This is a genomic window from Muribacter muris (assembly GCF_004569585.1).
Taxonomy (GTDB): Bacteria; Pseudomonadota; Gammaproteobacteria; order Enterobacterales; family Pasteurellaceae; genus Muribacter; species Muribacter muris.
This window is the reverse complement of the sequence record NZ_SPPA01000005.1, coordinates 1-16381: the sequence shown is the minus strand read 5'-3', so window position 1 is coordinate 16381 and position 16381 is coordinate 1. Positions and strand designations below refer to the sequence as shown.

General features: G+C 43.8%; 28 protein-coding genes and 1 pseudogene. 16 read left to right on the top strand and 13 right to left on the bottom strand.

Going from position 1 to position 16381, the window contains the following annotated elements; genetic code table 11:
• Positions 1-7 precede the first annotated feature (7 nt).
• From E4T80_RS03185 to E4T80_RS03145, 9 genes are all read right to left on the bottom strand, one after another.
• Entirely contained in the window at positions 8-436 is a 429-nt protein-coding gene (locus E4T80_RS03185) for a SoxR reducing system RseC family protein (RefSeq protein WP_135054889.1), read from the bottom strand.
• A complete protein-coding gene (locus E4T80_RS03180) occupies positions 433-1389 on the bottom strand; it encodes a MucB/RseB C-terminal domain-containing protein (RefSeq protein ID WP_135054887.1) in 957 nt (318 codons plus the stop codon). Before E4T80_RS03180 ends, E4T80_RS03185 begins: the two co-directional genes overlap by 4 nt.
• 206 nt (positions 1390-1595) lie before the next feature.
• Entirely contained in the window at positions 1596-2648 is a 1053-nt protein-coding gene (locus tag E4T80_RS03175) for a tyrosine-type recombinase/integrase (RefSeq protein ID WP_135054885.1), read from the bottom strand.
• 8 nt (positions 2649-2656) lie between these two features.
• Entirely contained in the window at positions 2657-2899 is a 243-nt protein-coding gene (locus E4T80_RS03170) for a DUF4224 domain-containing protein (RefSeq protein ID WP_135054883.1), read from the bottom strand.
• 10 nt (positions 2900-2909) lie between these two features.
• On the bottom strand, positions 2910-3386 hold the full coding sequence (locus tag E4T80_RS03165) for a hypothetical protein (RefSeq protein WP_135054881.1): 477 nt from the start codon (positions 3384-3386) through the stop codon (positions 2910-2912).
• 124 nt (positions 3387-3510) lie between these two features.
• Entirely contained in the window at positions 3511-3723 is a 213-nt protein-coding gene (locus E4T80_RS03160) for a hypothetical protein (RefSeq protein ID WP_135054879.1), read from the bottom strand.
• Complete coding sequence (locus E4T80_RS03155) at positions 3716-3967, bottom strand: hypothetical protein (protein ID WP_135054877.1); 252 nt, start codon at positions 3965-3967, stop codon at positions 3716-3718. The genes E4T80_RS03160 and E4T80_RS03155 overlap by 8 nt, the downstream gene beginning before the upstream one ends.
• Positions 3960-4178, bottom strand: a complete 219-nt coding sequence (locus tag E4T80_RS03150; RefSeq protein WP_135054875.1) for a hypothetical protein — start codon at positions 4176-4178, stop codon at positions 3960-3962. The genes E4T80_RS03155 and E4T80_RS03150 overlap by 8 nt, the downstream gene beginning before the upstream one ends.
• On the bottom strand, positions 4171-4365 hold the full coding sequence (locus E4T80_RS03145) for a host cell division inhibitor Icd-like protein (RefSeq protein WP_167740685.1): 195 nt from the start codon (positions 4363-4365) through the stop codon (positions 4171-4173). Before E4T80_RS03145 ends, E4T80_RS03150 begins: the two co-directional genes overlap by 8 nt.
• A 192-nt stretch (positions 4366-4557) precedes the next feature.
• Here E4T80_RS03145 and E4T80_RS13240 point away from each other — a divergent pair, with 192 nt between their 5' ends.
• Entirely contained in the window at positions 4558-4680 is a 123-nt protein-coding gene (locus E4T80_RS13240; protein WP_265588410.1) for a hypothetical protein, read from the top strand.
• Between the two features lie 71 nt (positions 4681-4751).
• On the opposite strand, the gene E4T80_RS03140 is transcribed toward E4T80_RS13240, so the two are convergent.
• The 4 genes from E4T80_RS03140 to E4T80_RS03125 form a co-directional block, all read right to left on the bottom strand.
• On the bottom strand, positions 4752-5540 hold the full coding sequence (locus E4T80_RS03140; protein ID WP_135054871.1) for a DUF1828 domain-containing protein: 789 nt from the start codon (positions 5538-5540) through the stop codon (positions 4752-4754).
• 3 nt (positions 5541-5543) lie between these two features.
• Complete coding sequence (locus tag E4T80_RS03135) at positions 5544-6026, bottom strand: hypothetical protein (protein WP_135054869.1); 483 nt, start codon at positions 6024-6026, stop codon at positions 5544-5546.
• A 113-nt stretch (positions 6027-6139) separates the two neighbouring features.
• Positions 6140-6439: a DUF4298 domain-containing protein gene (locus E4T80_RS03130; RefSeq protein WP_135054868.1), complete on the bottom strand. Its 300-nt coding sequence runs from the start codon at positions 6437-6439 to the stop codon at positions 6140-6142.
• Positions 6440-6473: 34 nt separating this feature from the next.
• The gene (locus E4T80_RS03125; RefSeq protein ID WP_135054867.1) at positions 6474-7235 is read right to left on the bottom strand and encodes a LexA family transcriptional regulator; all 762 of its coding nucleotides are present in this window, start codon (positions 7233-7235) and stop codon (positions 6474-6476) included.
• Positions 7236-7356: 121 nt separating this feature from the next.
• Here E4T80_RS03125 and E4T80_RS03120 point away from each other — a divergent pair, with 121 nt between their 5' ends.
• The 15 genes and pseudogenes from E4T80_RS03120 to E4T80_RS03050 all read left to right on the top strand — a co-directional run.
• A complete protein-coding gene (locus E4T80_RS03120) occupies positions 7357-7548 on the top strand; it encodes a Cro/CI family transcriptional regulator (RefSeq protein ID WP_135054865.1) in 192 nt (63 codons plus the stop codon).
• Positions 7549-7600: 52 nt separating this feature from the next.
• A complete protein-coding gene (locus E4T80_RS03115) occupies positions 7601-8038 on the top strand; it encodes a YmfL family putative regulatory protein (protein WP_135054863.1) in 438 nt (145 codons plus the stop codon).
• Between the two features lie 51 nt (positions 8039-8089).
• Positions 8090-8836, top strand: a complete 747-nt coding sequence (locus E4T80_RS03110; protein ID WP_135054861.1) for a Rha family transcriptional regulator — start codon at positions 8090-8092, stop codon at positions 8834-8836.
• Complete coding sequence (locus E4T80_RS03105) at positions 8833-9780, top strand: hypothetical protein (protein WP_135054859.1); 948 nt, start codon at positions 8833-8835, stop codon at positions 9778-9780. The genes E4T80_RS03110 and E4T80_RS03105 overlap by 4 nt, the downstream gene beginning before the upstream one ends.
• The gene (locus E4T80_RS03100; protein WP_135054857.1) at positions 9777-11129 is read left to right on the top strand and encodes a replicative DNA helicase; all 1353 of its coding nucleotides are present in this window, start codon (positions 9777-9779) and stop codon (positions 11127-11129) included. Before E4T80_RS03105 ends, E4T80_RS03100 begins: the two co-directional genes overlap by 4 nt.
• A 13-nt stretch (positions 11130-11142) precedes the next feature.
• On the top strand, positions 11143-11607 hold the full coding sequence (locus E4T80_RS03095) for an antiterminator Q family protein (protein ID WP_135054855.1): 465 nt from the start codon (positions 11143-11145) through the stop codon (positions 11605-11607).
• A 198-nt stretch (positions 11608-11805) separates the two neighbouring features.
• The gene (locus E4T80_RS03090; RefSeq protein ID WP_194186297.1) at positions 11806-12087 is read left to right on the top strand and encodes a hypothetical protein; all 282 of its coding nucleotides are present in this window, start codon (positions 11806-11808) and stop codon (positions 12085-12087) included.
• Positions 12080-12631 (top strand): lysozyme, encoded by a 552-nt coding sequence (locus tag E4T80_RS03085; RefSeq protein WP_135054853.1) that lies wholly within the window; start codon positions 12080-12082, stop codon positions 12629-12631. The genes E4T80_RS03090 and E4T80_RS03085 overlap by 8 nt, the downstream gene beginning before the upstream one ends.
• On the top strand, positions 12604-12927 hold the full coding sequence (locus E4T80_RS03080; RefSeq protein WP_228064756.1) for a DUF2570 family protein: 324 nt from the start codon (positions 12604-12606) through the stop codon (positions 12925-12927). Before E4T80_RS03085 ends, E4T80_RS03080 begins: the two co-directional genes overlap by 28 nt.
• Positions 12908-13123 carry an Rz1-like lysis system protein LysC gene (gene lysC / locus E4T80_RS03075; protein WP_135054851.1) on the top strand — a complete coding sequence of 72 codons (216 nt, stop codon included), beginning with the start codon at positions 12908-12910 and terminating at the stop codon, positions 13121-13123. Before E4T80_RS03080 ends, lysC begins: the two co-directional genes overlap by 20 nt.
• A gap of 67 nt (positions 13124-13190) precedes the next feature.
• Positions 13191-13589: a hypothetical protein gene (locus E4T80_RS03070; protein WP_135054849.1), complete on the top strand. Its 399-nt coding sequence runs from the start codon at positions 13191-13193 to the stop codon at positions 13587-13589.
• Positions 13570-13914: an HNH endonuclease gene (locus tag E4T80_RS03065; RefSeq protein ID WP_135054847.1), complete on the top strand. Its 345-nt coding sequence runs from the start codon at positions 13570-13572 to the stop codon at positions 13912-13914. The genes E4T80_RS03070 and E4T80_RS03065 overlap by 20 nt, the downstream gene beginning before the upstream one ends.
• Before the next feature lie 108 nt (positions 13915-14022).
• Positions 14023-14493, top strand: coding sequence for a TerS protein (locus E4T80_RS03060; protein ID WP_135054845.1), 471 nt, complete (start codon positions 14023-14025; stop codon positions 14491-14493).
• Positions 14493-15848, top strand: a complete 1356-nt coding sequence (locus tag E4T80_RS03055) for a terminase TerL endonuclease subunit (RefSeq protein ID WP_228064757.1) — start codon at positions 14493-14495, stop codon at positions 15846-15848. The genes E4T80_RS03060 and E4T80_RS03055 overlap by 1 nt, the downstream gene beginning before the upstream one ends.
• A 78-nt stretch (positions 15849-15926) precedes the next feature.
• Positions 15927-16381, top strand: a pseudogene (locus E4T80_RS03050) (HTH domain-containing protein); the annotation flags it as partial.

The following is a 16381-nucleotide window of genomic DNA, read 5'->3' as shown; positions in this document are numbered from 1 at the left end:
TTCTCCGCTAAATCTTTCTTAAAAATATCGGCATTAATTGCGCCGTTTGTTGTCGGGCTAATCGCTGTTTTATGCCGAAAAAGGCTGATAAGGTGCAGATTAAAATCCCTAATGCCAATATGATTTCATTCGCTACCCATTGCGACAGCAGTAACGTAGAACATAGCATTACTGCCAAGGGGACGGCATACAGCCAGATGACACCTTGCAGCAGATGATGCTCCGCTAAACCGATTTCGATGGTATCGCCGATCTGCAAAGGCTGATTAACTGCTAACGAAAACTGCGCTGCACGTCTTTCACCGGCAAGGGCGGACAGAGATTTTGTGCCGCAAGCACCTTGTGCCGAACAGCCGCCACAGCCCGCTTTAGCATAGCATTGCACCTGTGCTATGCCATTTTGATAGCCGATAACGACCGCTTGCTCGATCATCATTTTGTTTTTGTCTCCAAACGAGAGCGTAAATCTTGAGCGATATGGCGTGCCGCCACCAACGGAATTTCGCCGATAATCGCCACGTCATATCCGCCTAAGCTCTGGCTATAAATGCTGGTTTTGCCCTCCCGCCAAAACTGCTCGTCAAAAGCAACACCTTGATTTTTCATCACATAAACCGTAAATGAAAACAGCCCATCACTATATAACTGACTTTCCACCTCATCTGCCATCTGCATTTCCGGCAAACGCTGCTTAGTTTGTGCCACCCGTTTAAACCCTTCGGGTACCCATTGTGGCTGCCATTTTAGCCGTTGCGTTTGATGGCGTTTGGTTTCAATAAAGGTCGGCAATCTCAAAGCCTCTATCGGCTCGACGATCCCCAATAACTCATCGTCCAAGGTACTTTGCAGCACTCGAAATTGCTCTAGCACCGTATTATCCCGATCTAACAGATCACTGCGAAGTAACAGATGTGTTTCCGTATCAATCCAAAGCATATATTGGTAACGGAAATCATCTCTCGGCACAATACGGATCATTCTGGCAGGGCGATCGGCAATACGGCTGCGTCCCGCATCAATAAAATGGTAGCCTTTCAGCTCGGCAAAACGACTGTACATCACCATCGGCAAATTATCGAGAATATGCGGGCTGCGTAGGCTAAAGGGTTGAAAATCACCGAAATAGCTGACTTTGCCGTCCCGCAAAATCAGCTCTTCCCGTAACTCGTCCAAATGCAATAATTGCGCATATTCCCGCCCGCCCGTATAAGCGTGCCGATAACGTAGCGAGGTAACATTTTCCCCTTTCTGCATCAGATAAAGTTGTTCATAATTGCGGGTTTGATGCGCCGAAACCATTGCTTGCAAAAACTGCAACGGCGTTTTTGTGTCAGCGTGTGCAAACAGGCTGCAAAACAAAAGTAGAATATAAAAGCGGTAGTTTTTCATTGTTCATTTCAATTTAACAAGCGGGCAGATTGTAACAAATTTTTGCAAAAAATCTCATATTTTCTGATGGATCTTCAAACCCATTGTGAGATAAAGGATAAATCAGACCTATTATTAGCATTGTTCCGAAAAAACAAGGCTTGTTCCGAAATATTTTTGTTAAATTCAGCAAAAGGTATGTAACGCTTTTAATAAAACGGGCGATATTATTCGCCCGTCTTTTCTGGTTCAGATACACTGGTTTCAAGCGGTGGAATGATAGGAGCAAGGCGGATATAAGTCTTCGTCATCTTTTCAGTTGTATGGCCAAGATGCTCTCTCGCCGCATTCATTCCAAACAGCATTGCTTTATCTGTACCGGATTTTGCTCTGAGATCTCGAAATTGGAATGCGTTTAATGCTTCCGCATATTCCGGGTGCTTTTGTGCTGTATGTTCTCGAACTCTCGCAAAAGCATTACTAACATAGTTTGGTGTAAATCGACTACCTAAGCGGGTATAAAACAAGTATTCTTTTCCATCTTCTAACCGTCTCTCTAAGATAGTTTTGAGTTGACCTTTGATCTCAATACGCAATTTGGCCGCCGTTTTTTCTTGCACAATATGCAAGTAACCATTAAGTATATGGCTACGCCGAATATTGACGACATCAATCGGGCGTTGTCCGGTTAAGTAGGCAATATCCATTAGGTCTTTTAGATCTTGATTGCAGTATTGATAAACAAGATGAAAAATCGTGTCATCAATATAAGTTTCTCTTTGTTTGATTGGATAACGGGAAACGCCTTCCGTTGGACAAACTTTTTCGGTATAGCCCCATTCTCTCGCTTTCTGCCAAATATGATGAAACAGCATATATTCATTGTTAGCAGCCGCTTTGGTCTCTTTACGCCAGTCTAAATATTGCCGAATATGGCTGGATTTAATCTGTTCAAGTGGCGCACCATTAAAAAACTCAAGTAAAGGCTTTAAGCCGTTTAAATTCGCTTTTTGAGTATTCGGTTTTTTTAATGGGATAATGTCATCTTTGTAACGGTTGGCGACTCGATTAAAGGTGATAACTGCCCCTTTTGGCTCTTTTTCTAAATTAAGTTTGATCGCCTCTAAGCAGGCAAGATTAAAATTTGTACCCAGTGATTTTTCGGTTTTACCGTATAGACGGTAGAAATACCGTTTAATAGGCTTACCTGACCGCTTATCAATACGGACATAAACATTGTCAGGCAAGTTGATATTTTGTGGTTTACGGGGTCTGCCCATATTTCTCCTTAGTTGCGTTGAGAAGAGGGTTTAGGTGGTGGAGAGGGGTTCCAAGCGACTTCCTGTGAACTAATCGTGTTATCTAATCCGTCTCGCCGAAACCCAAAAACGTGTTTGAAGATCACTACCGGCTTTCCTTTAGCATTTATAGTGAAAGGCACATAATTTTTATCTTTTAACCAGCCAACCTGATCAGCAGGACGTTCATAGCCTGTGTAGATTTCTAGTTCTTTATCAGTAAGAAATTCCATTGTGCCTCCTTCAATGTTTGATATGGCTTTCACCCGTTGTAACACTATGACCTTCCAATGCCATTATGATCTGCCCTACCAAGTAAGTCAGTTGTTCGGATACAAAAGTGGTCGCATTGCTGTTGACTAGATGCCATTTTAATTCTTCCGCTGTAAGTATTTTCGCCATATCATCAGGTGTACTGAGTGGTGGTGCTGGCATCACCCGACACATTGCTCCCGCTATCGCATTTAATTCCCCGGCACATTTAATCGCCATTTCTGGTTTTTGTTTTGCGATCAGGACTAATTCTTCTGCCAATGTTTCCAGTACAGCGGCCGTGTAAGGATAAACAGGTTTATCCGTTTTCATTAGGCTGTTTTCATAGCTGATTGAAACGGCCGTCAGCTCAGCGGTACTTAAATCAGAGAAGTCTAATTTTTCATTGAGTTTGTCGTTTTTCATTCTTTCTCCTCGCTTCAACAAGCGGTCGGTTAAAGCCAACATTTTGGAAAATGTGTGATCCCATTTTCGAAAATCTTGATTTAGCCGGCACGCTGTTTAGTCTCTAAATCATTCACAATTCGAGCAAGTAAACTATAATGGCTAAAATTGCAGAGAAACTTTCCTCTTAAACTTCCCCCAAGTCATTTAATCCTTCGTAAAGCATCGTAACAATCACACTTAACGAGGTGCTAATCGTGGTATCGTCGAATTGCTTAAAGTCGGTGAGAGCCACCATTTCCAGTAGTCCGGCTGCTTTGCCTAATTTGGCTTGAGCAGTTTTCAAATGGGCTTGAGCCTGTTCGTCTAAGATGTAGGGGTTGGTGGTAGGTTTACGCATCATTGCCTCCTTGCTTTTCATTTGCAAAATAAAAGCCGGTGTTTGCCGCTTGCTCGATTTTATCAAGGAAGTGTTGGGCTGCACCGAGTGCATCTCGGATAACGTTTGTTGCCGTTTCAAACTCGTTGACTTCCTCGCCGTTGTGTTCAATCAGCTTGATAATCGCTTTGGCATAGGTAAGAGAATAGCTAATTTCACCGGCTTGCTGCATTGGGATTGCTTTATGGGTCGGAGTTTTACGCATTGTCAGCCTCCGAGTTTTTAAGCATTTCTTCAAGGTTGATTATGCTGTCTTGTGTGAGGTTATAAATCCCTTCGAGAGACGTCATTAAGTCGCAGTGTTCCAGTTCGGCTGATTGCAACGCTAACATTAAAGCAATCGCTTGGTGTATTCTGCTGAGCTGATACTCGAATTTGTCGCGGTTTAGGGTGATGGTTTGGGTGGAATCACGCATAAACTTCCCCCTTAGCTTGATCGCGAACAATGCGATTAGGTAGATTTTTTGCAACGGTGAAAAGCCAACGCCAACGAGCAGAGAGCTGCCAACGGGCTTCGTCCTCATTTGGTGCAGAAACTTTTAGCACTTGGGTTTGATAGCCCTCTGCTTCTCGGTCTAAGCAGAGAAATTTGTAAGTAAACATAGGTGTTCCTTTGTTATGATTGACCATTTAAAACAACTCGCTCGGTAGAGAGTTGTTTGAGATAGGCAATCTTTGCCTCTGATATTTATTTTTTGGCTGTTTGTTTTGATGGGTACATATTACCTGCGGTTTTATTTTAAGTAAATACCGCAAGTTATAGCAAGTTTAATTATTTGCGGTATTTTCTTTAATATGTTGATTTCAAAAGAAAAGAATTTTCAGGTAGGAAGTTTGATTGCTTGTTTTTTGAGCTTTGTGGGAACGCTTGAGGCTGAAATTGGTGAAAAAGGCAATATTTTGCCCTTTGGAGATTAAGTTTGAAATGAAAGTTATGAGGAAATGGGCGAGAGGGAAAAGAAAACCGCCCAGAGGGCGGTTTAAAAATACTAATTTTTGGTTGTCGCTGGAGATTGCTTATTGATGAGGCTTTGCAAATTGCTGAATGGTACTGCTTTTGCCAGTGTTGAAATGATTTTGATTTCTTCCTCGGCTTTTTTCTGAAAGAGATCATCTGAGCGATCATCAACAATGATAAGAATATGGCGATCATCTAAAAAACTCCCGCTCAATACATCGCCAGCTTTTCGCATTGCCGAACCCACCGCATTAGGTGAAGGGGATATTGCCATAATTAAATCCTGCTCAAGTTGGAAATCAAAGATGTATTCGTGTCCAGAGATGCCGGAAATTTTTGGCTTTTTAATTAAAGTCGCTTGTGGTTTCCACGCTCTAAGGTAGAATTCAACCTCCTCTGAGAAATCAATTACCGCTTCTGGAATGCCCGCTAATTCTTTCTCATAGTGCATTATGGCACATAAAGCGGAGAGATAATCTGCAATTGCATAGGGGGCAGATTGTGGCGTAGTAAGGCAGATGATTTCACCATCGTCTTCAAGATGGATATCGCTATTCGTACTTTGTAATTTATCTTTGAACAGACGCCATTGATATTTCGCTTTTAATAAGCCTACGTTAGATAAATGAAAAAGCGTTTCGCCTTCATCGGAAATTAACAATTGATTACCTTGAGGGGTAATATAAAAATTGAGAATAGAACCGTCAAGCCAGCGATGGTACGTTTGTACTGCAATACCTTGCTGCCCCGAAATGGTTTTGACGGGGTAGCAATTTAAAAAGGCTTGTTGACATAGCCATTCGCAATTTAGCACATTCATTAATTATCCTTGGGGTGATTGTAAATCTTCACCTGTATAAGCTAAGTGAATTTTTTCACAGAAATATTTAAACCACTGTGTAATATCTTCGATAGGGAACAGGGGCGATAATTTAATCACTTCTTGCCCAATATGTTCGTGCGTTCCTCGAATTTCTTGGTTACCATTGTGTGATGTTACTTTGCTTTCATCATTGGTTTCAAGCTGATAAGCTCGTAATTTTACTCCCTTTACGGTTTTATGCAATGTCAAGACCATTTTGCCGGTCTCTTGAATACGTTTATTTAATTTGTACTCAATTTGAATTGTGGCTCCGGGAATTGTTCCTTGTAGCTCTGCTCGATCATTAGGCACAAAGCTAATTGTTCTCCATAACGCATTATTAGCTTTAAGCCATTCTGGTGTTTTATCATATGCTTTTAGTAACTCAATAAATTGTTTGGCTTCTTCGTTTTCTAAACAGAATTTATGCTCGGAGAATTTCATTCTTTTTCCCATTCCTACATTCTTTGGGTTACGCTTTTATTTATCTTTACAGTCTCTAACGATTTTGGATCAAAAAATCCAGCTTCTGCTCTATGCATAATCAATATTTTTCTCTATTTATTTCGTAAGATATTGATTGCGATGTCGGCTACTTCACCTGCCAGCTCCTTCTGCTCCCACAAGGCATTCCAAATCGCATCTTCCGACAGGACGCTGAAATTGCCTTTGGTATCGATAGCATAACTATCGGAGTTATCGTGTAACTCTATCCATTCGGGCTGTTGGTAAAAGGTTTCAAGCTCTTTGGCTAATTTAGCCGCTTCTTGCCAATCTTTTATACTGTCTGCCAGCTTTTTCTGTAATTCAAGTAATCGTCCGTAGTTATCTTGAGCTTGTTGGATTTTTGATTGCATTGCTGTTCCTCGCTGCTGAGTTTGACTATCACAATTAACCGATGAAGTTGAGTTTTTGACTTTGGTGGACTTTTACTTTGCCGTGTATATAAAGTTGCTCTAGTTCTTCTCTTGAAATTGTCCAAGCCTTGTATGTGTCATTATCGGATATAACTAATAGCTCTTTACCGGCTTTTTGTAATCGTTTTATATATGTGTAGTTGTCATAGGTGAAAACATAAACTCCATCGCCATCAAAAGTAGTCATTGTAGTATCAACGAATATCAAATCTCCGTGTGAAAAGGTCGGAAACATAGAATCCCCTTTAATATTAATAACTTGGACATTATTAGGGTTCATTCCACGGTAGTATTCATAATATTGCTCTGGGGCATAGTGTAGCTGGCTAACAATTTCAACTAGATCACTGCTTGAACCAAAACCAGCACTAGCTTCAACATTAAGCACATCAATAATGATGCTGTCATCTTCATCATCTTGGTTTTCAGCTAATAATTTGATTTCTTCTTCGTCAATGGCTTTTGCCATATCCGAAATTTCTAATGCTAATCGAGAGCTGAAAGCACTAACAGAAACTTGCAGTAATTTTGCAAACTTAGTTGCAACTTGAGCGTTTAAAGCATTGACGCCATTTAGATAATGGTTAATTCCCCCTTGGCTGATGCCAAAGGCTTCAGCTACCTCTGCTTGATTAAGTTTCAGTTGGCTTTTCTTTTCTTCAAAAATTCTTTTGAGAGCTTCCGCTTCCATTTTTTGTTCTTGAGTGAGTTCTTTTTTCTTACTGTTACTAGACATTTGCACCTCTGTGTTTTTTTAGATCCTATAACTTACGGTTATAAAAGTAAAATAACCGCAGATATTTACATTTTGATTATTTGCGGTAATAATATAACTATTACACTTTTAGTGAGGTTTTATGAAACGAATTCCACTTAGTGAATATGCAAAAACTCACGGGCAAGGCAAAACTGCAAAAGTATTAAATGTTACTCAAGCTGCAATTTGCAAGGCTGTGCAGATGGGCAGAGATATTCACATCATTATTGATAAAAAAGGTTCTGTGATCCGTGCTGAAGAAGTTCGGTCATTTCCGCACCAAGTGAAATAAATGTAACGCATTTAGAAAAAATGAAAACCACCAAAAAAGGCAGGATTTTGTGATGAAACAAGCGATTTTAGAAATGTTTAAGGCATTGCCGGGCGGTAAGTATTCAGCCTGCGGTGTTTTAGGTTATTCAGAAAACGATTTGGACAACCGTCTTTATCAGCGCAAAGGTCAGCGGTTTACAGAATGTGAGTTGATCACAATAGAAGCCGAGTTCGGTGTCAGTCATTGGTCTGACGAAGTAGCTCAGCGATTAGGTAAAGCAATGATTGCGATTCCGAATATTGATGAGCTGGATAGTGTTGAGATTTCGGCATTGCAGCTAAAAGAGTTGGCGGCAAGAGGACTATTTTTCGCCACTCTCGAAAACTTTTTGGCAGACGGTGTTTTGACGACCGTTGAAATCAATGCCCTGCGGAAGTTACTACATAAGGCACAATCTTCCACAGCCCAAATCTTAGAAAGCACGATTGGGCTTTATTCACAGCAATAAAAAACCACCGCTGACACGGTGGCAATTTTTCAACCCATAAGGATTTAAAGTATGACTAAATTATTAAACATTTCGGAACGAAAATCAAGCATTAGGATAAGCAGTGTAGAGATTGCTCAACTGTGTGAAAAACGCCACGACAATGTGATGGCGGATATTCGCAATATGCTTGAACAGCTCAAAATTCAATCTCCTGAATTTTTAGGAGATTACACTGACAGCAGAGGACGTACTTATTCTTGCTACTTTCTGCCCAAACGTGAAGCAATGATTTTAATCTCCGGTTATCGCATTGACCTACGAGCCAAAATCATTGATCGCTTAGATGAGCTGGAAAAACAACTATCCGATCCATTACCTAAATCATTGCCAGACGCTCTGCGTAAACTGGCAGATGAAGTGGAACGAAACACCGTATTAGAGCTCGAAAACCAGCAAAAATCCCTTCAAATCCAATCAATGGAAAGTTATTTCCGCAACGGTATTTCCCCTTTTGAATTTGTGAAAGGCTTGAACGGTGTAAACAGTTTGAAAATTGGCGAGTTTCTCGTAAGTAAAAACTGGCTGTATCAAGATACTCGTGATCAAAAGCGGGTAAAAGCCTACGCTCGAGATCTGTATTTAACCGAAGAAAATATTGAAATTAACCCACACGGGCAAGAACCGTTTCTTTCCTATAAGCCAGTATTGTTGAAGAAAGGCGCTGCCAAACTGTATGAATGGTACACCCAAGGCACGTTGCCAATGAAGAAAAATTGGAATGGCGAGTTTACATCATCTAAGGCGGTAGGACTATGAGCAATAATTTATTCAACTTAGTGGCGGAATTTAGCGGTCAGCGCAACAATATTTCCATTCCGCGCATTTATATCCGTTTGTGTGAGGGCGATTTCTTTATGGCAGCTGTGCTAAATCAGTTAGTCTTTTGGTCGTCCAAAGTACAACGTGCGGACGGGTTCTTTTGGAAAAGCTACGAGGAATTAGCCAATGAGCTCTGCGAGGAGCAAATCACCGTTGAGCAGGTGCGCTATGCGGTTAAGAAAATCAGGAGTTTGCTGGCTGATTGTCTGACGGTTCAGGTGAGAAAAGCAAACGGGACACCGACAAATCATTATCGCTTTGATCAGCTTCGTTTTTTACAACATTTACAGCCTTTTGCAGAGGCTCAATCCTCAATTAGTTCAGCGAGAAAGGGGAATAATCCGCCGTTGAGAACAGAAAATTCACAGGGCGAAGACAGAAATTTCACACTTCCTGGAAGCCGTAATTTTACCGGTTCTTTAACAGATCCAAACCATATACAAACAACAGATCCATATCCCCCTAACCCCCAAGGGGATTCAGCTCACGCTGAAACGCAAGCGGTCGGTTCTGATCATAATTTTGTAAAACCGACTGCACGAAAACCCAAAGCATCGCCGTTGGTGGATTACAGCACGGTTGCCCAACTCTACAACGACTGCGTCGAACAAACGGGCGTGCCAATGGCGAAAATCCGTAATCCGAATAATTTGACCGATGCACGCAAGAAGTCGATTAAATCGGTCGCCACGTTCTTCCTCAAGGAGTGGGGTCAGGTCAGCGAGCAATCTTTCCGTGATTATTTTATGGATTTTATCGAGCAGGCAAAAAAACGCTCCGACCAGTTCTATTTTGGCGGCGGTAGCCGTGGCTGGGTTGCGAATTTTGACTATGTGATGTCGACTCGTATCGCAACGAAAACGTTGGAGAACACCCTATGAGCAATTTAACCTACCAAGTGGAAATGAGTTTTGTCGGCTGCCTGCTAACCGGCGGTTTAACCGCAAAAGCCCGTGAATTGATGACGTGGATTGAACCGGAAATGTTTGCCACACACCGATTGGGTGCGATGTACACCCGCATTCGCAAACAGGCTCGGTGTGATAATTTGATTGATATGGTGCTACTTGAAGCCAGCTATGGCGAGCATTTTGCCGATATGGTGGAGGTGGTGAAAAACACAACTGGCGCGGCGAATATTGACGGTTATGCTGCCAAACTACACGCCCTTTGGGTGAACCGATCGGCACAAAAAACCTTGTTGAGTGTCGCCAACAAACTCACCTCTGCCCGTGATGATGAGTTGGAAGGGATCACCCAAGCGGGCTTAGCCGAGTTACAACGCCTGCTGAGTCAGCGTCAAAGTGCCAAGCCGGTGTTGGTCGGCGACTTACTCGAAAGCTATGTGAAAGTGGTTCAAGAGCGCAGTAAAACGGATTTTGACGAACGCCTGCTCCGCACCGGATTAGCGGGCGTGGACGATATTCTCGGCGGGATTAGCCCGACCGATATTACCGTGATTGCCGGTCGGCCGGGAATGGGCAAAACCGAATTTGCCTTAACCGTTTCCCGCCATATTCTCAACCGTGGCGGCTCGGTGCTGTTTTTCTCACTCGAAATGGATAATTTTCAGCTAATCGACCGCTTATTAAGTGCAATGGGCGGATTAGGTGTCAAGAAGTTGCGTAATCCGCTGACGATGGGTGATGAAGATTTTGCTCGAATGGGTGAAGGTATCAGCGAAATTCAGAATAAAAAGCTCTATTTGGTTGATCGTGGCGGATTATCTGCGACTGAAATGACCACGATTGCCGAAAATCACCTGAGTAATGTCGGGGCGTTAAATGCGATTGTAATCGATTATTTAGGCTTAATCGACCACGGCAGCGATAAAGGCAATTTAACCCAGCAAATCGGCTTATCCCTCGCCCAGCTCAAGACCTTTTGTAAGAATTTCCAAGTGCCGATTATTTTGCTGAGCCAGTTAAACCGTGATGTGGACGGACGTATTGATAAACGCCCACGCAACTCGGATTTACGGGATTCCGGCAATATTGAGCAAGATGCCAGTCAAATTTTGATGCTTTATCGTGAACGGGCATATAAACCGGAGAGTGATAACCCCTACACCGAAGTTTTAGTGACCAAAAGCCGATTTGGTGAACTCGGCACGGCATATATGCGGTTTGAAAAGGGTCATTTTGCCGATTGCGATCAGGCGGCAGCTTACCAGCGTTGCCAAGAGCAAAGCCCCTCACCGACAGGGAATAAATCTAAACGTTATGGCTAATTAAGGAGGAAAAATGGCAGAAAAATTATTGGAAAAACCGAGAAAAGAATGGATTGAACAGCATTTAAACCGATGGGGTGCTTGGGTATTTAGCGGATTGGATTTTGAAAAGCGAATGAATATCATCGCCAAACTGATGCAAGAAGCCGACCCAAACCGGATCAGTGTCCCCTCAAGACCAATATGTGAGGACGAAATCGGATTAGTAATCAGCTCTGTTGTCGGGTATTGTATCAAAAACCCCTCTTTAGAGGCTTATCAGTATCTTGAGGCAAAGTATGTTTTTGGTCTGTCTAACTATGCCATCGCTAAATATCAATGGCATAAAGATAAACAATCTAAATCATTACGAACTTGGCAAAGAAAAGTATCAGAAAGCCTCACCGCATCTGAATGGATAGTTGCAAAATTTCTCGATCTTGCGATTAAAAATCACAAAAATGCTGACAAATTAAAGAAATATGCTTTTAACGTGTAAAAAGGCTTGATTTTCTGTCCGAGTGTCATTAGTATATATGCCAATGGTGGACACACTATAAGTGATACACCAACAATATTTCTAACGCCCTGATTGGTTTAGCCGGTCGGGGCTTTTTGTTTTGGAACTTACAAGCTAATTAACAAGCTCAGTCTTTCCAGACTGGGCTTTTTTATTGCCTCAAACACGAGGTGGAGTATGAAATACAGTATGAAAGATGCCGGAATACAGAGTTATGCGTGGAACGGTCTCACAGGCTGGTTGGCGTGGTTGGGTGACCAACAGAACCTGATGCTGATTAGCTTGGCGTTAGGGATTATTACCGCATTAGTGAATATGTACTCGAAATGTCAAGAGGGACGGGTAAAACGTCGCCAAGAAGAGCAAGCCGAAGCGTTATTCGTGCAGGAAACTCGTCATCGTGAAGAGTTACATCACGCAAAATTACAACAACTCAAACGGGGATTAAGAGATGAGTAGATTAAAGGTTGCCGGCAAAGTCGGTAGTGGTGTCCTGCTATGCAGTGTGTTAGCGATTATCGGAATAATTCAAACCGAACATTCAGACCTACGCACGAGCCAAGCGGGGCTGGCGATTATCGGTAATGCCGAAGGGTGTCGCCGTGATCCGTATCAATGCCCTGCCGATGTGCTAACCGTTGGGATTGGTTCAACAGAGGCAGGCGGTGAGCCGATTGACCCGAACCGCCTTTATTCCGACAAAGACATCGCTGACCGTTGGGCAAAGGATTTACGCTCGGCAGAACAGTGCGTCAATCGCTACGCAAACGGCGCACGGCTACCGCAGGGGACATTCGATGCAATGACCTCAATCGTGTTTAATGTCGGCTGCGGCGCAATGCGGAAATCAACAATGTTCCGCAAAGCCAATGCCGGTGATTATGTCGGGGCGTGCAACGAGCTGCCGAAGTGGATCTATGCCGGCGGTAAGAAGTTGCGCGGGCTTGAGCTTCGTCGGCAGAAGGAAAAAGCATTATGTTTAACCCGATTGCAAAAATCTTGATGATATTGACCGCTTGCTTGATTGGTGCGGTAGTTTATCAATCGAATCGAATTGACAAACTGACCGCCGAGAAAACGCAGCAAGCGGAGTTGATTAGCCAACAACAAACTGTCAACCAACAGTTGACGGTTCAAATCGAACAAGAGCGACAAGCGGTCGTTTCCCAACAAAAACTTGCCACTGCCCTACGCACACAAATGGAGAGCAAACGTGAACAGGTTAAAACAATTTTGGTTAAAGAGCCGTGCGCTGCTACTCCTTTGCCTCGCAGCGTTATTGAGCAGTTGCACAAGTAAGGTTATCACCAAGACGGAATATCTATTTCCGCCGCAAGCCTATTTAACCGAGTGTCAGCGAACACCTTTTAACGGCAACACCTACGGCGAGGCTATCGAACACCTGATTAAAGTAACGGGTGAACGGGACTTATGTGCCGGTCAGCTTGATAGCCTCCGAGAATGGCAGGCACGGACAAAGGCAGGGTTTAAATAACTGACCCGAATAATATTACTTTCACGGACGGCGACTGCCGTCTTTTTTCTTTTGACACCACGAGACTATGACGATGATTATCAAAACCCGAATGAATGGTGCGGTTGCTATTTGTACTGTCGCCAGTGCGGTGATTGCCTATGCAAACGCCCCTCAATTTAAACAAGCCCTTGAATTTGCCGAGCAAGGCTTACCCGATAATGATAAGGGCAAGCCCGTTGATGTGGTGATTTACATACCCGAAAGCTACACGGATATTACCGCCACCGAGGTGTTAATGCCGGAACAGATTGCGACCACCACCCGTGAAGATGTCAGCGGTGATCCCGTTGCGGTATTAGTTACCGATGATGAATGGTCAATTCACGGTACGCATTATCAATTTATCTACGCAAAGGATAGTGTGGAAATCTTGGCGGATAACGGGCAATGCTTGGCGGTGGTCAATGGGCAATCTACCGAGTAAGAGAGGACGGGCAAGCTGGCATTATCTCTACAACCGCAAAGCGTGGAAACAGTTACGCCTCGACCACTTAGCCCGCCACCCTTTATGTGTCTATTGCCAACGAGAAGGTAAGCTGACGCCGGCAACCGTGGTCGATCATATTCAGCCCCATAAAGGCAATATCGATTTATTTTTGGATAGCAAGAATTTGCAATCACTCTGCAAGGTTCATCACGATAGCAGTAAACAGCGAGCCGAAGCACGTCAAGTGAGTGAAATCGGTTCGGATACTAATGGCTTTCCCCTTGACCCGAATCACCCGTTTAATCGGCAATCCGTCGGCTAATTTATGACGGCAAGGAGGAGGGGGAGCAAAAAGTTCAGACGATTTCCCCCGAAAACCGCCTGTGGAACTCTGCGTGATCGCTATTCCAGTTTTTTACCCCTTTTTTGAATGAGACAAACTATGAGCGGACGCAAAACAAGGAGCGACAGCACGACCGCCCACATTCAGGCACTGCAAGCTGCCCAAACTCAACTCAAACCGCCCCAAACGCTTAGCAAAGCCGAAAAACGCTATTGGGAGTCGATTATTAACAGCCGGGCATTAGACAGTTGGACGCCTATCGATCAAGAACGTGCGGTCAAACTCGCCAAACTGTATGTTGAAATTGATGAATACGAACAAGAACTTGCCAACACGCGTCGTTGGCTTAAAACAGATACCGGTGCAATGAAAATCCACCCACTGCATTATGTGGTTGAAGAATTATACAAACGGGAAATCCAAATGTGCCGTAGCCTCCAAATTCACAGCCGTGCGACCCAAGGTGAAAGCCGAGATCAAGTCAAAACCAACCAGCTTTACCAACAGGCTCGCGCCACACTCGCTGATGACAACGGCTTATTGGCGAGGTTTAACTGATGGGCAACGCACAAATGACCACCGCAGAGAAAGTCATCGCCTTCATTGAGCAATACTGTATCGTGCCGGAAGGAGCATTAGTCGGCAAACCGATTAAACTCGAAGCCTTTCAGCGCCGGTTTATTCTGGACGTATACGACAACCCGCACGGCACCAAGCACGGCATTTTATCGATTGGGCGTAAAAACGGCAAAACGGCTTTGATTGCCTGCTTACTGCTTGCCCACCTTGTCGGGCCGGTGGCTATCCGTAACAGCCAAATTGTCAGCGGCGCATTAAGCCGAGAACAAGCCGCTATCGTCTTTAACCTCGCCGTCAAAATGGTGCAACTTAGTCCAATCTTAAGTGAGATTATCGCGATTAAACCGAGTGGCAAACGACTAATTGGCTTGACCGGCAATGTCGAGTACAAAGCCCTCGCTTCAGACGGACGCACCGCACAGGGTTTATCCCCCGTGTTAGCCATTTTAGATGAAGTCGGGCAGGTACAGGGCAGCCAATCTGCCTTTGTCGATGCAATTACCACTGCTCAAGGGGCGCATAAACACCCGTTATTACTGACGATCAGCACCCAAGCGGCAAACGATGCGGACTTACTCTCCATTTGGATTGATGATGCCAACACCGGACAAGATCCACAGACAGTTTGCCACGTCTACAGTGCCGATAAAGCGCTTGAATTAACCGACATTACCGCGTGGAAACAAGCCAATCCGGCATTGGGTATTTTCCGCAGTGAAGAAGATATGCAGGCACTGGCAGAAAAAGCCTGCCGAATGCCGAGCTTTGAAAATGCTTTCCGTAATTTAATGTTAAACCAGCGGGTCAGCACCGTCTCCACTTTTGTCAGCCAATCGGTTTGGAAACAAAACGGTGAGCCGACAGACAGTCCGCAAGGGCTGACCGTGTACGGCGGGTTAGATTTATCCGCCCGCACCGACTTAACCACCCTTGTGCTAACGGCAAAAGATACACACGGCAAAATCAATGTCTATGCCTATTTTTGGACACCGGAAGTCGGCTTGCTTGACCGCGCGAAACGGGATCGCAACCCCTACGATGTCTGGGTTAGACAAGGCTTTATCCGCACCACACCGGGAGCGACTGTGGATTATGCCCACGTGGCTCGGGATATTGCCGAGATTTTAAGTGAATTTGATATTGCCGCCATTGCCTTTGACCGTTGGCGAATAGACCTCCTTCAAAAGGAATTGCAACATCAGGGCATCAACCTACCGCTTGTTCCATTTGGACAGGGGTTTAAAGATATGTCGCCGGCTATCGATACCCTTGAAAGCGACTTACTCAACGGACTGTTAATGATCATGCAAAAATGCGCCAGGCTGATGCAGTAAGATCATCGAAAAGTGATCCACTGCATCTTTTGATAAACTCCTTGTTATTTAAACAGGGAATAACCTGGTATGCTTTGCATGGAAACCATCTTAAAAATACGTCGCCTTTATCATAAAGAGGGGCTTTCTCAGCGTAAAATCGCTGAAAAACTTCGACTCAGTCGTCGTACTGTCAAAAAATATCTCAATATGATTGAGATTCCAAACTATCAACGTCAACACACAGATTCACCTAAATTAGGGCCTTATAAAGCACTATTAATTGAACGACTCAAAGAGGAGATGGATAAGCCACCTTCTCAACGTTTAACCGCAGTACGTCATTTTGAGTATTTGCAAAGCCTTGGTTTTGAAGGGCAATACCCTTGTGTTTCTCGTTTTATTAAGCGTTATAAATCGTCTTTTTCCCCACCCGCTACGGCTGTTTTTATTCCTCAAAAATTTCCACTCGGTGAGTCTTATCAATTTGATTGGAGTATTGAGAAAGTGGTGTTAAATGGGGTTGAAACGACGGTAAATATCGCGCATTTTCG